Origin of the sequence: Pseudomonas sp. B21_DOA, assembly GCA_030544685.1 — a bacterium.
In the GTDB taxonomy this organism is placed as follows: domain Bacteria; phylum Pseudomonadota; class Gammaproteobacteria; order Pseudomonadales; family Pseudomonadaceae; genus Aquipseudomonas; species Aquipseudomonas fluorescens_AO.
In genome coordinates, this window is sequence record CP086683.1 from 3,512,060 (window position 1) to 3,527,902 (window position 15,843).

Annotated in this window: 10 protein-coding genes and 4 pseudogenes; 6 read left to right on the forward strand and 8 right to left on the reverse strand. The window is 60.1% G+C overall.

The features are described from left to right. Positions 1-61: 61 nt before the first annotated feature. The 4 genes from LJU32_16250 to LJU32_16265 all read right to left on the reverse strand — a co-directional run bounded on the left by LJU32_16250 (position 62) and on the right by LJU32_16265 (position 5,080). Positions 62-1,126 (reverse strand): alpha/beta fold hydrolase, encoded by a 1,065-nt coding sequence (locus LJU32_16250; protein ID WKV87310.1) that lies wholly within the window; start codon positions 1,124-1,126, stop codon positions 62-64. Continuing rightward, positions 1,126-1,914, reverse strand: coding sequence for an enhanced serine sensitivity protein SseB C-terminal domain-containing protein (locus LJU32_16255; protein ID WKV87311.1), 789 nt, complete (start codon positions 1,912-1,914; stop codon positions 1,126-1,128). The genes LJU32_16250 and LJU32_16255 overlap by 1 nt, the downstream gene beginning before the upstream one ends. A gap of 35 nt (positions 1,915-1,949) precedes the next feature. Continuing rightward, positions 1,950-2,411: an NUDIX domain-containing protein gene (locus tag LJU32_16260; protein WKV87312.1), complete on the reverse strand. Its 462-nt coding sequence runs from the start codon at positions 2,409-2,411 to the stop codon at positions 1,950-1,952. Positions 2,412-2,953: 542 nt separating this feature from the next. Then, positions 2,954-5,080 carry a TonB-dependent receptor gene (locus LJU32_16265; protein ID WKV87313.1) on the reverse strand — a complete coding sequence of 709 codons (2,127 nt, stop codon included), beginning with the start codon at positions 5,078-5,080 and terminating at the stop codon, positions 2,954-2,956. Between LJU32_16265 and LJU32_16270 the strand changes: the two genes are divergently transcribed. From LJU32_16270 to cydB, 5 genes and pseudogenes are all read left to right on the forward strand, one after another. Then, complete coding sequence (locus LJU32_16270; protein WKV87314.1) at positions 5,055-5,330, forward strand: hypothetical protein; 276 nt, start codon at positions 5,055-5,057, stop codon at positions 5,328-5,330. The genes LJU32_16265 and LJU32_16270 overlap by 26 nt on opposite strands. Positions 5,331-5,542: 212 nt before the next feature. After that, the gene (locus tag LJU32_16275) at positions 5,543-5,758 is read left to right on the forward strand and encodes a hypothetical protein (GenBank protein ID WKV87315.1); all 216 of its coding nucleotides are present in this window, start codon (positions 5,543-5,545) and stop codon (positions 5,756-5,758) included. 23 nt (positions 5,759-5,781) lie between these two features. Further along, positions 5,782-6,171 carry a VOC family protein gene (locus tag LJU32_16280; protein WKV87316.1) on the forward strand — a complete coding sequence of 130 codons (390 nt, stop codon included), beginning with the start codon at positions 5,782-5,784 and terminating at the stop codon, positions 6,169-6,171. A 27-nt stretch (positions 6,172-6,198) separates the two neighbouring features. Continuing rightward, positions 6,199-7,546: pseudogene (locus LJU32_16285) on the forward strand (cytochrome ubiquinol oxidase subunit I). A gap of 36 nt (positions 7,547-7,582) precedes the next feature. Next, positions 7,583-8,560: a cytochrome d ubiquinol oxidase subunit II gene (gene cydB / locus LJU32_16290; protein ID WKV87317.1), complete on the forward strand. Its 978-nt coding sequence runs from the start codon at positions 7,583-7,585 to the stop codon at positions 8,558-8,560. 3 nt (positions 8,561-8,563) lie between these two features. Here the strand turns inward: cydB and LJU32_16295 are convergent. Next, positions 8,564-11,171 (reverse strand): annotated as a pseudogene (locus LJU32_16295) (EAL domain-containing protein). Between the two features lie 220 nt (positions 11,172-11,391). On the opposite strand from LJU32_16295, the pseudogene LJU32_16300 reads away from it, so the two are divergent. Then, positions 11,392-13,595, forward strand: a pseudogene (locus tag LJU32_16300) (OsmC domain/YcaO domain-containing protein). A 217-nt stretch (positions 13,596-13,812) separates the two neighbouring features. Here the strand turns inward: LJU32_16300 and LJU32_16305 are convergent. From LJU32_16305 to LJU32_16315, 3 genes and pseudogenes are all read right to left on the reverse strand, one after another. Continuing rightward, entirely contained in the window at positions 13,813-14,307 is a 495-nt protein-coding gene (locus LJU32_16305; protein ID WKV87318.1) for a PaaI family thioesterase, read from the reverse strand. Between the two features lie 8 nt (positions 14,308-14,315). Beyond that, a pseudogene (locus tag LJU32_16310) lies at positions 14,316-15,472 on the reverse strand (GGDEF domain-containing protein). A 104-nt stretch (positions 15,473-15,576) separates the two neighbouring features. Next, a complete protein-coding gene (locus LJU32_16315) occupies positions 15,577-15,825 on the reverse strand; it encodes a hypothetical protein (protein ID WKV91123.1) in 249 nt (82 codons plus the stop codon). Between the last annotated feature and the right edge of the window lie 18 nt (positions 15,826-15,843).

The following is a 15,843-nucleotide window of genomic DNA, read 5'->3' on the forward strand; positions in this document are numbered from 1 at the left end:
GATACCCACTGTTATGAGGGCGGGTTGGCTGATTCCAAGGTCATGAACGAACGTGATCTGATCAAAGGGTTTGATGGCTGCTCGCAGTTTTTGCAAGAAAATCGCTGATCAGTGACGTTACCTGTTGCTGAATCACCGCACGTGGCCGGGCATTTTCACCATCGCGACAAATGATGCCGTCACCCGGACTGTCTTCTTCAAGCAAAGTCTCCGCCACTGGTTTGCACTGCGACATGAAGCTGAAATGGCTGGCGTCGGCGATTTCGATATAACGCGTCGATGCCAGAGGCAGGCGCTTGGCCAGATCAACTGACTCCAATGCTGCCGGCAGATCCTGCGACGGTGCACCAGCAGCGATCACCAACGTTGGCACCGGCAATGTCGCCAGGCTCTGGCTGGTCATGCCGCGCGAAAGGCCCAGGTCCAGCGAAATCACAGCGGTGACGCGCTGGTCGCGCAGGTCACCGGCCAGTGCTGTCTTCAATTCCGGGGTGCTTACCGGAGTCATCTGTCGATAGACCTTGCAGCTGGAGAGCTGCGGATGGATTTTACAATCGCCCGCAAACAGGTCCGGATCGAACCGTGCTCCGGCGATTTCCAGCGCAGTCCAGCCGCCGAGGGAGTGGCCGACCACCGCAATGCGACCCTTGTCGACGGCGCCGAATTTATCCGGTTGAGAAGTGACTGCGTCAATGGCGCGGCTCAGGTCGGCGGGGCGCAGCCACAACTGTGCCGCCGCCACCGCGCTACGGTCATGGGTGGTGGTGCCGGGATGGTTGACGGCAGCGACGATATAACCCTGATGGGCCAGCGCACTCGCCAGCCAGGCCTGATTGCTCCAGTTGCCTCGGTAACCGTGGGACAGCACGACCAAGGGATGCTCACTCGCAACGGGCGGCGCATCACGAACGGCTGAGGCACCAACAAAGACTGCGTCATCGGCGATCAATTGGGCGGTGGTTGTTGTCGTGCCTGGGTACCAGACGACCATTTCCAGCGGACGTTTGTGTTGCGGGTCGGGCAGGATGGTGGACTGGAAACCGATGGCGCTGATGTCAGCCAGTGCGCTGGTCGAAAGGCCGATGACAAGCGAGGCCGCGAGTGCTGCTTTAAGTGGATTGATCATCACGCTCTACCAAACCCAAAAAGAACGCAGCTTGCTCGGTGACTTGCGTTCGTAAAAGGCTTGGTCTCCCTGAGGAAGTAATCACTCAGCCCGGCTTCTCCCATCAGCACGCGACAAAAATCAACCGGCCCGCCATCAGGGGCTGTATCCCCAGCGACATTGCCGGCCTCGCGCATGACCTGCTCGATATCGCCATCCGCTTCGATGCCGACGATCAGGTGCGGTTTTTCATCAACCGAGGCGTCGTGCATCAGCGCCAGGAATGCGCGTTTCACATTGGCGTGTTTGGCCAGCAATTGCGAAAGCGAATGGACCATCGTCGATGGGTAGTCCGAAGGCTGTCCAAGCAACACGTTGGTTTCTTTTTCAACGGTACGCTGCGTGGCGGGCCGGCCGATTTCGCCTGAGAGCAGGCGTTGCACTTCCTCCGGAAGGAATTCCTTGCCGTACGGCGACTTCGGATTCAGAAAGAGCAGCGCGCCCAGCGTGATTTCGAACAATGATCGTGCAGGTATCTCCACATAGCTCTGCTCGCTGTCGATGGATTGTTGCAGCGTTGGCAGCGAGGAGAAGAACGGAATGACCGGCGTGCCATCGGGCTTCTGCCAATGAGCGATGCTGATATTGCTGCCGGCTTCGAGATTGACATGACCTTGCGCCGCACCGGCGGTGCCGAGGATGTAGACAGTGGAATCCAGCAGGGTGCGATAGAAGTCAGGGCGATGCGCGGGTTCGTCCGCGGCCAGCCGGAGTGATGTTTCCAATGGGGTTTCTTGGGAAGTATCCATGAGGTCAGTCCGTTATTTTCAATGGAGATCGATGATTACCTGACCGACTCGAAGATGCCTGCATTCACCAGCATTTCATCCAGCCTCTCGGGCCATACCTGATCGTCGGTGCCTCGTAGCGATTCAGCGGACCACCAACGATGATCGGCTATGACCTCGGTTTCTTCCTGAGTCCAGCCAGTTCTGGATAGCCGCTCGCTTGGCGTATGCACGACGAAATATTGTTCGACCGCGAGTACTGTTTCGCCGCTGGGTAATAGCATGGAAAAATCACGGTGCGCTACAGGTCCCTCAACGCCGCTGGCCTCTATGCCGGTTTCCTCAAGCAACTCACGTATTGCAGCGTCATGGAACGTTTCGTCGCTTTCAAGGCCGCCGCCTGGGGTTGCCCAGTAATTTCTGCCGGCCAAGGCGCCGTTTTCATGGATAAATCTGAAAAGCAGAACTTCTTGCGAAGGACTTATGACCAGTAATCGTGCTGCTTTGCGTTCGCGCATCTACATCTTCCTTGAAGGGCTTGCCACTGCTTGTTGCGTTTCGGATTCGTATTGCAAGAGGACGTCGGGCTGGCAAGAGTTCCTTATTGCAAAGCCATTAAAGACCACCCAACCCGCTAAACCATGGAAAAACAACGCCAGATTCATGGCCTTTATACGCTGACCTTGCCCGTAATTGTCTGCGACAGCGAAGCCAGCTGATGATCGCCGGTATCGCCAATAGCGTCAGAAACCACTGGAAAGCATTGCTGGACTGAAGCGCGAGGGCCAGAAGTACATTGATCAGCAATGCCCCAAGAATCGCGACGTTGTACTTGATGTGCCGACGTTTGATCGCAGCAAATTCTTCCCAGTCGTAAATCAACCAATCGTGGGAAAACTCTCCGCACTCAGGGCATTTATGCGTGGGCGGAAGGTTATCGGTGGTGAACCCACAATCAGGGCAGCAGACTGTCATTGAGCGAACCTTCCGCAAGCTGTCTCATATCGCTAGCCAGCGTAGTGCAGATTGGCTGGAGTTGTCCGTCTACAGCCAACAGGCCTCACAACAAACTCCACGAAACCCCAACATAAACCCCCATCCCTTCACCCGGAGTCGACCGCGCAGCATCCAGACCTTTGTCGTCATACCCCGGCGTGACCGTTGCCGCATAACGCTTGCCGGTCAGGTTGCGCATGTCGACCCAGCCTTGCCAGTCGCCCTTCGGCGCGTTGTAGCCCAGGGTGGCGCCGAACAGGGCGTAAGGGTCGGCGTAGTAGCTGTTGGCGTAGTCCACGGCAACTTTGGACACCAATTGTGTGTTCACGGCGGCGAAGAAACCCTGCGGCCAGTCGTAACGCAGTTCGCCCTGGTAATAATGCATCGGCAGGCCCGGCAGGCGGTTGTCGCCGAAGCGTTCGTCGTCGCGGTAGTGGAAGTCGCTGAAGGTGTAGGCCTGGCGCAAGCTCAACTGGCGGCCGTCGGCGGTGGTCCAGAGTTTGCTGTTGAGGCTGGCCTCGATGCCCTGGTGCACGGTCGGGCTGGCGTTGAGTTCGTACGGCGTGACGGCGTTGGCGTCCGGCAGCACCGAGAGCAGTTCGTGACGAACTTGCGCGTAGTACCAGGCCATGCTCCATTCGCCCAGTTTGCTGTCGCCACGGCCACCGAGTTCCAGAGTGGTAGCGGTCTGGTTTTGCAGTTCGACCGGGTCGCGCTGGGTGCCGGTGGCGGCGCCGTTGCCGGCAGGGAAGCGCACGTTGGAGCTGTAGATCAGCGACCACGGGTGCGGTGCTTCGACGGAGCGGCTGAGGTTGCCGAACACTTGCACGTCGGAGGTAATCTGATAGCGCAGGCCGATGCGCGGTGCATAGTCCCAGTCGCTGAGACTGGTCTTGCCGCCGCCCTGCGGATAGGTCACGGCGCTTTCGCGGCGGGTGTAGATGGCGGCAAGGCCGGTGGTCAGCCACAGGTCGTCGGCGATTTCCAGGTCGTTACCAAAATGCAGCACGGTGTCCGAGCCCTGATAAGTGAAATTACGCATCCGTGTGCCGGGCGCATAGCTGGCGGTGTTGCCACTCGGGATGCGCACGAACTCGCTGGCGCCATCGTTGGGCAGATGCTTGGTCACGCGCAGGCCGACAGTGCTGCGGCTCTCCATGCCGAACAGGCTGTCGCGGCGCTTGTAGTCGAAGGTGCCGCTGACGTCGGTGTATGCCACTTTCAGACGGTTCGGGCCTTCGCGCAGATCCATCGGGTAGTCGTGGTAGACGAGGCCGGTCTGGATGCTTGAATCATCGTCGAGGTAGAAGGTGGTCTTGTTGCCGATGAAGGTACTGCCGGGTTGCTTGCGGCTGTCATCGCGGGCCACATACGCCGGGTTGGCTGCCCGTGGGCTGTGTTCGATGGAATGCTTGGTCACGCGGCCGGCGAGGTCGTTGTCGGTTTCCCGGTAGCGGATGTAGAAGCGGGTTTCCAGGTTCGGGTTGAAGCGATAGCCGAAGTTGGCGATCAGGCCTTTGCTCTCGCTGGCGGTGTGGTCCTGATAGCTGTCGGCGTTGGCATCGGTCAGCGACACGTAGTAATCAAAATCCCCCAGCACTTGCCCGGAGCTGATCTGGCGCTGCTGATAGCCATGGCTGCCGGTGGCGTAGCGTAGTTGCAGTTTCGGCGCGGTGTAACCGGTATGGCTGACGTAATCGATAGCGCCGCCCAGCGCCAGCGAGCCGCGATCGAAGCCGTTGGCGCCTCGCAGCACTTCGACATGGTCGACCCACAGTGGCTCGAGCAATTCATACGGCGTGCCGCCGGGGCCGGTGAGGGGCAAGCCATCGAGCATCGTGTAGAGGCCCGAGGCGTGGGCGCCGGGTGCGCGGTTGATGCCGGAACCACGGATGGAAATCTTCACGCCTTCGTTGCCCGCCGACTGTGCATATACCCCCGGCTGATAGGCGAGCACATCCTGATTGCTGGCAACGCGGCCCTGCAACGGCTGGCGCATGTCGACCACGTTGGTGGCGCCGGGTACCTGTTCGAGGCGTTCCCTGGCGTCTTCGACCGAGGCATCAGCGCCACTGCGCTGATCCGCCGAAATCAATACTTGCCCCAGTTCCAGACCTTGGGCCTCGGCCATCACCGGGCAGGCCAGGGCCAGACCGAGCAGGGCAGTGGGCAATGATTTGGGCGACGGCATCGAGAAACTCCAGCAAACAGGGGATCGGGCAATGAACAGTGCGACGTCGGAACACACGCGGGAAACACATGGCGATCCGGGTTTTTGCCCGGCAATCGCAGACAACCGAACGTCGGCTAACCTCGCGGATCAGGCCTTTGTGGTCAATAAACAATTTCTGCGGCCTGTTGAAGCGCGCGAAGGTCAGAGCCATGAATCTGTGATGGGCGGACACCTTCGCGAGCAAGCCCACTCCCACAGTGTTCAGTGATGCACCTGATATTGAAGACACACCCAATCCCTGTGGGAGCGGGCTTGCCCGCGAATGGGCCAGACCGGTCAACACCTTCACTGCAGATTCACCGCTGTCGCGGGCAGGCTCACTCCTGCAAAGGTTTCTGCATAACCAGTCCATCCGTCGTCTGCCCTGAACCTCTGTCGCGCTGTTTTTTCTACCGGGTAAGTCCCTCAGGAGATACCCGTATGTTCGATCAGCAAAAGAAGGCATCACTGGCGGCATGGCGCAGGATGGCGCAGCAGGCCGAGGGCGATCTGGATCCGGAACAGCAATATGACGAGTTGCTCAAGGCTGCGGATCAGATGGAGGAGCAAGGCCTGATCACCAGTGCCGAATGGCGCCAGTTGGTGCGCGACGCTGACAATGTTTTTACCCTGAACGAGGAACAGCCACAGCGCTGACAGCTGCCATCGGAGGACATCCCATGCTCAGTTATCTGTTTATCGGCGCCAACGATGTCGAGCGTTCGGCGGCTTTTTACAAGGCGATCCTGACGCCGCTTGGCTACCGGCATGACCGTGAAGAACACTACTGTTTCTACTTGCCCGATTGCGCCGACAAGTCCAACGGCCCAGGCAGTGTGCACATCTCGCAACCGTTCAATGGTGAGCCGGCGACACCCGGCAACGGCATGATGCCGGCATTTCGCGCCGACTCGCGGCACAAGGTCGATCAGGTGCACAAGGCCGGGCTCGACCATGGCGGCAGCGACGAAGGCGCGCCTGGCACGCGCGAAGCCTATACGCCGGACTTTTACGTGGCCTATCTGCGCGATCCTGAAGGCAACAAGCTGGCTGTGTTCTACAGCGGCTGATGGATGGAGCCTGTTGATTCGGCCCTGATGGCCGCCCGCGCCCAGTTCGCGATCACGATCAGCTTTCATATCGTGCTGGCGGCGTTCAGCATCGGTCTGGCGAATTTCCTCATGGTGCTGGAGGCGTGTTGGTTGAGGACCGGGCGCCAGGTTTATCTGGATGTCTATCGCTACTGGCTCAAAGTGTTTGCGCTGAATGTCGCAGTGGGCACGGCGTCGGGATTGATTCTGGAGTATCAGTTCGGCCTCAACTGGTCGCGGCTGTCGGTGCAGGCCGGCGATGTCCTCGGTCCGCTGATGTTCTATGAGGTGATGGCGGCGTTTTTCATTGAAGCCGGATTTCTCGGCATCATGCTGTTCGGCCTGAAAAAGGTCGGCCCGCGTCTGCACTTTTTGCCACATGTGCGGTGGCGGTGGGCTCGCTGATCAGCGCGTTCTGGATTCTTTCCGCCAACTCATGGATGCAAACCCCGCCGGCTATTCGATTGGCGCGGACGGGCGTTTCCTCGCCGAGGACTGGTGGGCAATCATCTTCAATCCTTCGTTTCCCTATCGCTTGGCGCACATGCTGCTCGCCGTGTTCATCGGCAGCGCGACGCTGATTGCCGGGATCAGCGCCTGGCAATTGCGCAAGGCCCGGGAAAACCCGCGTGCTCGCCTGCAATTCTCCATGGCGCTGTGGGTGATTGCGCTGCTGATGCCGGTGCAGATCGTTGTCGGGGACCTGCATGGCCGGCACAGTTTGCAAGCCCAGCCGCAGAAAGTGGCGGCGATCGAAGGCTCATGGACGCGCCCGCCAGAGGGCGCGGGGGAGCCACTGCGCCTGTTCGCATGGCCCGATATGCAAGAGCGCCGCAACCACTGGGAGGTGGCGATTCCGCGCATTGGTTCCCTGTACCTGCAGCATGACCTGACCAGCACCATCGCCGCGCTTGATGAGTTCCCGCCTGAGGACATCCCGCCCGTGGCGCCGGTGTTTTTCGCGTTCCGACTGATGGTCGGGCTGGGGCTCTTGATGCTTGGGCAGGGTGTGGTCAGCCTGATCCTGCGCCGACGTAATCGCCTGTACACGGCGCGTCGGTGGTTGGGCGCGTGCGTGCTGCTGGCGCCGGCCGGGTTTCTGGCGATGCTCAGCGGCTGGGTTGTCACCGAAGTGGGGCGACAGCCGTTTACCGTTTACGGATTGCTGCGCACGGCAGACAGTCTGTCGTCAGTGTCGAGGGCTCAAGTCGTCGGGTCGACCTGGTTGATTCTGCTGTTTTATCTGCTGATCTTCGGCATCGGCCTGTGGGTATTGCTGCGCCTGTTGCGCGAGCCGCCACAGCAGGATCAACCCGGGCCGCAGCCCACCCTTGGCGACGAAACCGGACACTGAGGAGGGCGCAGACATGGACACGGACTGGCTGACCCTTTGTGCGCGGCGGCGCTGGCGTTCTCGGTGATGAACTACGTGGTGCTCGACGGCACTGATCTGGGCGTCGGCATGCTGATGGGCCTGACGCAATCCAGCCAGCAGCGGCGGGCGATGGCCGTGACGATTCTGCCAGTGTGGGATGCCAACGAAACCTGGCTGGTGCTCGGCGGCGGAGGGCTGTTGGCGTTGTTTCCGCTGGCCTATGCGATCTTGTTGCCGGCTCTTTACGTGCCCTTTATCGTCATGTTCCTGGCATTGATTGCACGGGCCATGGCGCTGGAGTTTCGCGACTACGCAGCGAACGAACAGCGCAAACGAATCATCGATGGCGTGTTGGCGCTGGCGTCGCTGCTGACGGGTTTTGTTCAGGGCGTGGTGCTGGGGACTTTGGTGCAGGGCGTTGCGCATCAGGAGGGTCAGTACATTGGCGATGGCCGCGACTGGCTGAATCCGTTCCCGGTGTTTTGCGGTCTGGTACTGGTGCTGGGCTACGTGTGGCTGGGGACGTGCTGGTTGTACTGGCGCACCCTTGATGAATTGCAGCAGCGCTCGGACCGCCAGGCCCGCGTCCTGGCGCTGGTCGTCGCGGCATTATTGCTGGTGTTGATCGCATGGACGGCGATGTTGCAGCCGCAATATGCCCGGCGGCTCGCCGATATTCGGCTGTGGTTGCCGGCAGGGCTGATCCTCAGCGCTCTGGGATGGGTGTTCAGCAAAGGCTTTCACAGCCGCTTCGACTTCATCCCTCTGTTCGCCGCATTGGGCGTCTTCGTCCTGGCTTTCGCGATGATGCTGGTCGCGCTATTTCCCTTCATCATTCCGCCAGATTTGACCTTGAGCGAAGCCGCATCAGGCCCGAACAGTCAGATGTTCATGCTGGTCGGCTTCGCCGTGCTCATACCGATCACCCTGGCCTACAACACCTTCGGTTTCCGCGTGTTCAGCGGCAAGGTGCGCGTTGCCACCGACGACTGAGCTTCAGGTGACTCGGCCCTTTTTGCTGACTGGTGACAGCCTCGAAGCCCGCAATAGATCAGCAAAAGCCGCCTTGTCGATCGGCCGGCTCATGAAGTAGCCCTGCACCTCGTTGCATTGATCCTTGCCGAGAATCGCCAGTTGCTCCTCGGTCTCGACGCCTTCGGCCGTCACCGTCAAACCCATGGCTTTGCCCAAACCGATGATCGCCTGCACCACGGCGCGATCATTGGTGCCGCTGCTGATCGAGGCGATAAAGCGCTTGTCGATCTTGATCCCGTCGAACGGGTAGGCGCGCAGATAACCGAGCGACGAATAGCCGGTGCCGAAGTCGTCCATGTTCAGACGCACGCCGAGTTCCTTGAGCTGATTCATGGTCGTCAGCGCGCCATCGGTGTCGTTCAGCATCACGTTCTCGGTGATTTCCAGCTCCAGGCGGCTGGCCGGGAAACGCGTTGCCACCAGCACTTCGCGAACGTCTTCGACCACATCGCTAAGGGCAAACTGCGCTGGCGAGAGGTTCACCGACAGCAGAATGTCAGACGGCCAGTCCAGCGCGGTTTCGCAGGCTTCGCGCAGAACCCAGCGCCCCAGCGGCACGATCAGGTCGGTCTGTTCGGCGAGCGGAATGAACACGTCCGGCCCGAGCAAGCCTTGGGTCGGATGCTGCCAGCGCACCAGCGCTTCCACCGAGACGATGTGCTTGCCATCAACCTTGTAGCGCGGCTGATAGTGTAGGACGAACTCGTTGTGCTTGAGCGCATGGCGCAGGTCATCTTCCATTTGCCGGCGCGTCTGGATCTGATCGCTCATATGCGCTTCGAAATAGCACCAGGTGTTCTTGCCGTCGGATTTGGCCTGGTATAGCGCGATGTCGGCGTAGCGGATCAGATCGCTGGCGACGAAGCCGTGCCGACGGCTGAGCGCGATACCGACACTGGCGCCGATGTGCAGCGGATGCTGTTCGTAGAGAATCGGCTGATGCAGGCTGCCGATCAGCCGAGTGCAGAACTTGTCGATTTCCTGATGGCTGTCCATGCCATTGAGCACCACCACGAATTCATCACCACCGAGGCGGGCAACGAGGTCGTGCTCGCGGGTGCACTCACGCAGACGCGTGGCGACTTCCTGCAGCACCGCGTCGCCGGCCGGATGGCCGAGGGAATCGTTGATCGGTTTGAAATTGTCCAGATCGATCATCAGCAGCGACAGCGGCGGTGCATGTTCCTTCAATAGCAGCACTTCATCCAGATAACGCGCCAGTTTGTTGCGGTTGGGCAGACCGGTCAGGGCGTCGTGCATCGACAGGTGCTGGATCTGCGCGTGGGCGGCGACTTCGTCGGTGATGTCGCTGGCGGTGCCGCGATAACCGACGACATTGTCCTTGTCAAAAATCGGCCGTGCGGAGAGTCGGCAATGGCGCGGCTGGCCGGATTCATCGCGGTAGGTGCAACGCAAATCGCCGGCGCTGTTTTCTTCGCTGAGTTTGCGCAGCCACAGCTCCAGTGGTGTGGTATCGCAAGTCAGTAACTCACCGATGTCCTGGCCCAGCCACAAGGCTTGCGAGTAGCCGGTGACCTCGCTGAAACGAGCCGACAGATAGGTCAGCGCCAACTGACCATCGACTTCCCAGATCCAGTCCGACGCCGCCTCGGCCACGGCGCGAAAACGTTCTTCGCTGGCTTCCAGCGCGTGGTTGGCCGCTTCCAATGCCTGATTCGACGCCTGCATCGCTTGGATACTGTTATCGACGTATTGCGAAGAGCGCAGGGCGTGGCGAAAAATATGCCGTCAGCAGCATCAGTACCAGGAATGTCGCGCCGAGCGGTGGCACCAGCGTCCACAACAATTGCTGACCGGGCCGCTGCAGGTCGGCCACGAGGCTGTAGCCGGTGCTGTCGAGCGGTACGCTTGGATGGTCATTTTTAACCGTGTCATCCGGGACAAGGGTCAGGTTTGACAGGCCATAACCGCTGCCGATCTTGCGCAATTTGGTCGGCGTCAGCTTGTCGACGAATACCAGCACCGAGGTGTTTCTCAGTTCGTCCAGCGGACGCTCGTCGTTGGGAATGATCGCGGCAGCGGTGATCAGCGCCGGCCAGCCTTCGAACAGCGAATAGCTGCTGATCGGTTTGGTCAGGTCGGGCTGACTGAGCACCTGCTCGACCAGCGCCGAGGCAGGCGCTTGCAGCACCGTGGACACGTCGGTTTCGACCATCTGCCCGCGAATCACCGCGTACTTGGTGCGATTGCGATCGAGAACGAACACGCCGTCATAGCCGTCGGTCGTGAACATGGTTTTGCCCATGTTCTGTTCGGTGTAGGCCCAGTCGACGTCGATCGGCCCGCTCAAGGCCTCATAGGCGCGGGTCCAGTAGGCGTAGCTGGTGATGTAGTTTTTCGAGGTGGTGATGCGGTTCTCCACGGCGCGCACGGAGTAGAACTGGTTCTGTTCCAGGTCTTTGGCATCAAGGGTATTGGCGATACCCAGCAAGGTGCTGATGGCGGCAATGACGCCAGCGACGAACAACGCGCCAACGGCGATGGCCAGGCGTCGGGTCACAGCGCGCTGTGGGGTGGGGATTGGCGGCGCAGCGTGAGTTACGGCCATGTGCTCGTCCTTGATCCGGTGTCTTCTGAATCTAGAACAATGGCGCGGGCACAATGTTCAGATTGATGTTATTGGCATCGCCGGGATTTGTTCAAAGTGTAGCGAATCTTGCGAGATTTCCAGCATGGCCGGCCAGCGGCGAATCCCGAAAGGGCGAGACTTCCCGCACAAAAACCGGATAATGGCCGCCATTCGTTTAGCCGTATTCTGGTAATCCCGCATGGAAATCAAGGTCAACTTTCTCGACAACCTTCGACTTGAAGCCAAGTTCGACGACTTCACGGTGATCGGCGATCAGCCAATTCGCTACAAGGGCGATGGCTCGGCACCGGGGCCGTTCGACTACTTCCTGGCGTCGTCGGCCTTGTGCGCGGCTTACTTCGTCAAGCTGTACTGCGACACGCGCAACATCCCGACAGAGCACATTCGCCTGTCGCAGAACAACATCGTTGACCCGGAAAACCGCTACAACCAGATCTTCAAGATCCAGGTCGAATTGCCCGCCGATATCTCCGACAAGGATCGCCAGGGCATCCTGCGTTCCATCGACCGCTGCACGGTCAAAAAGTGGTGCAGACCGGCCCCGAGTTCATCATCGAAGAAGTCGACAACCTCGACGCCGATGCCCAAGCCTTGTTGATGCCGCAGTCCGATTCCCAGGCGGGCACCTACATCGCCGGCAAGGACCTGCCGCTGGAACAGACCATCGCCAACATGTCGAAGATCCTTGCCGACCTCGGCATGAAGATCGAAATCGCCTCGTGGCGCAACATCGTGCCGAACGTCTGGTCGCTGCATATCCGCGATGCGCATTCGCCGATGTGCTTTACCAACGGCAAGGGCGCGACCAAGGAAGGTGCACTGGCCTCGGCGCTGGGCGAGTTCATTGAGCGCCTCAATTGCAACTTCTTCTATAACGACCAGTTCTGGGGCGAAGACATCGCCAATGCCGAATTTGTGCATTACCCGGACGAGAAATGGTTCAAGCCGGGTGCGAAGGACGAGTTGCCGGGCGAGATTCTCGACGACTATACCCTCGGCATTTACAACCGCGACGGCGAGTTGCGCGGTTCGCACCTGTACGACACCAACTCCGGCAACACCCAGCGCGGTATCTGCTCGCTGCCGTTCGTGCGCCAGTCGGACGGTGAGGTGGTGTACTTCCCGTCCAACCTGATTGAAAACCTCTACCTGAGCAACGGCATGAGCGCCGGCAACACCTTGGCCGAAGCGCAGGTGCAGTGCCTGTCGGAAATTTTCGAGCGCGCCGTCAAACGCGAAATCCTCGAAGGCGAAATGGCCCTGCCGGACGTACCGCAAGAGGTACTGGAGAAATATCCGAGCATCCTCGCCGGCATCAAAGGCCTGGAAGAGCAGGGCTTCCCGGTGCTGGTCAAGGACGCCTCGCTGGGCGGTGAATTCCCAGTGATGTGCGTGACCCTGATGAACCCGCGCACTGGCGGCGTCTTCGCTTCCTTCGGCGCGCACCCGAGCCTGGAAGTCGCGCTGGAACGCAGCCTGACCGAACTGCTTCAGGGCCGCAGCTTTGAAGGCCTCAACGACTTGCCGCAGCCGACGTTCTCAGGGCAGGCAGTGACTGAACCGAACAACTTCGTCGAGCACTTCATCGATTCCAGCGGTGTGGTGTCGTGGCGCTTCTTCAGCGCCAAACCAGACTTCGAATTTGTCGAGTGGGACTTCTCAGGCCAAGGCGAAAACTCCAACGCCGAAGAAGCCGCGACCCTGTTCGGCATCCTCGAAGACATGGGCAAGGAAGTCTACATGGCGGTCTACGAGCACATCGGCGCCAAGGCCTGCCGCATCCTCGTGCCGGATTACTCGGAGATCTACCCGATCGAAGACCTGATCTGGGACAACACCAATAAAGCCCTGCAATTTCGCGCCGACATTCTCAATCTGCACAACCTCAGCAAGGTTGGCCTGCGCAATCTGGTCCAGGGCCTGGAACGCAGCGAGCAGGATGACTACACCGATATCACCACGCTGATCGGCATCGAGTTCGACGACAACACACCGTGGGGCAAGTTGACGATTCTCGAACTGCGCCTGTTGATCTACCTCGCGCTGCAGAAGTTTGACGAGGCGAAGGATCTGGTCGAGGCGTTCCTGCAATACAACGACAACACTGTTGAGCGCGGCTTGTTTTATCAGGCTGTGAATGTGGTGCTGGAAATGGAGCTGGACGACGATCTCGAACTGGAAGACTTCGAGGCCAACTTCCGTCGGATGTTTGGCGACGAGCGCATGGATGCGGCGATTGGTTCGGTCAATGGCAGCGTGCGCTTTTACGGTTTGACACCGACGAGCATGAAGCTGGAAGGGCTGGATCGGCATTTGCGCTTGATCGAGAGCTATAAAAAGCTGCATGCGGCGCGGGCGGGTGTGGCGGCTTTGTCGCGTTGAAGAGCTGGCTCAGAATGCTTCGCTTTCGGCTTGAGTGTGGCTGCGTGGCTTGAACCGCAGCCCCTCACCCCAGCCCTCTCCCGAGGGAGAGGGAGCCGATCCATGTGTTTTTCAATATTCGCGTTCGACTCGGTTTGCCAGGTCGGCGTATTTAGACCAAACACCGCGGTCAGTTCCCTGTCCCTCCGGGAGAGGGCTAGGCTGAGGGGCTTTGGCTTTAGCGGCCATGCGCTGCATCCGCCAACTGCCCCGTATCCACTCGCACAAACACTGAATCACCCACCGCCGTCAGCACTTCCCCGGCATACACCTCGCAAATCACCCGGGTCTTGCGCCCGACCTCACCTTCGACCCGTGCACGCAAGAGCAGCGGTACGCCCATGGGCGTCGGTTTGATGAACTTGATCCCGAGGTTGCCCGTCACGCAGTCGATGCGCGGCAGGCTGCCGGCTTTGCGATTTTCTGCGCGGTAGTGCCAGGCCATGGCGGTCCAGTTGGAGTGGCAGTCGACCAGCATGGCGATCAGCCCGCCGTAGACCAGATCCGGCCAGCCGCAGTATTGGGCTTCGGGCACGTGTTCGGCGATCACGTGGCTGCCGTCTTCGTCCCAGCGACTCTTGACGTGCAGGCCTTGCGGGTTGCGGCCGCCGCAGCCGTAGCAAACGCCGTCGGGGGCGGCGAGGTCTTGCAGCGGGGTGTCGTGGCTGGACATGGTGTGGGTCATCCTGAAATGGCGAGGCCGGACAGGCGCAAGCGGTTGCGGCCGCCACGTTTGGACTCGTAGAGCGCGGCATCGCCAAGTTCGATCAGCGCATCCAGACTGGCTGGTGGTTTGTCGAACAGGGTGGCGCCGATGCTCAAGGTCACCGCAGCGGACGTGGGATAGGTGTGCGACGCCAGGGCCAGAAACTGTTCGCGCAAGGCATTGCCCAGTTCAAGGATAGCTTCGGGCGAAGCGTTGTTGAGCAACATCAAAAACTCATCGCCACCCAGGCGCGCAGTCAGCGCATTGGCCGGTAGTTGGGCACGGATCATCTCGCTCAAAGCGATCAGCAAGCGGTCGCCAGCGATGTGCCCATACTGATCGTTGACCAGTTTGAAGTTGTCGATGTCGATCAACAGCAGCGCACCCGGGCGTTGCGGGCCTACGCTGGCGAGCAGGCGTGGCGTGCGTTTTTCCAGGGCGCGGCGGTTGTAAAGGGCGGTGAGCGGATCGCGCTCGGCGAGGCGGGCGATCTGCTTTTCCCGGCGATAACGCTCGGTGCCGGTCATCGACAGCGCAATCAACATGATCGCCATGGCGCCTTCGACCAGTGAAATCTGGATGATCTCGCCACGAAACGCCGCCAGATCGATCAGCGTGCCGGGGATCACTACGGTCAGAGCCTTGGCCACATAAAAGATGCCATGGGCGAGCAGCACAAAGCGCAGTTGCACCGCGCCGACGCTCAGTGACTTGCCGTGCGGACGCAATAGCGAACTGGCCTTGAGTGTCGGAAGCGCCACCAGCAGCGAGTTGGCCACCAGCATGGCCTTGGACCACAGCGGTCCGTCCGGCAACATCAACATGATCAGCCACGTTGCGAAAACCAGGTACCACGCCGGCGACAGTCGGGTCTGGGTGAAGCGCGCGACGCCGAGCAGGAAAAGAAGTGTGCAGTCACCAGCAGACCGTTGGCGAACCAGATGCCCAGCAGCAGAAAACCGCTGCTGCGCAGCAGGGCGAGGGTAGAACCGATGGTGATGGTGGCGAAACCGGCGCTCCAGAACAGTAGCGAAGGCTCACGGATGCTGCGCCATTCGACCGCCAGATACAGCGCGGCAGCGGCTGCGAGGGCGATCGTGATGGTCAGCATCGTTGGCGGGTCGAGCGGCATTTCCGGGCAGGCCTGTATGTATGGCAATAGGCCTGCGATTGTAAGCGTTTGGTCAGGTTTTTCGCAGGGGCGCGTCGCCGGGCAGACCACTGGCGCTCCGGCGGTCACTCCTGGGCGGTCAGCCATGTGTCAATAACGCGGCGATCGAGCTCTTCCCAATAGGCCATGCCCAGCACTCGCGTGGTGTTGAGCCCGCGCAGGTAACCGCGCAGTTGCTGGGCGGTGTCGCGGATCAATGGCTTGTCACGCGCATTTTTGTCCAGCAGGACGCTTTCGTACTGCATCAGGTATTCGGCTACGCGCTCGCGATATTCGGGCAGCACGGCATCACGGATCAGATCAAACGTTCTCAAGGCGAGACCCTCATCATT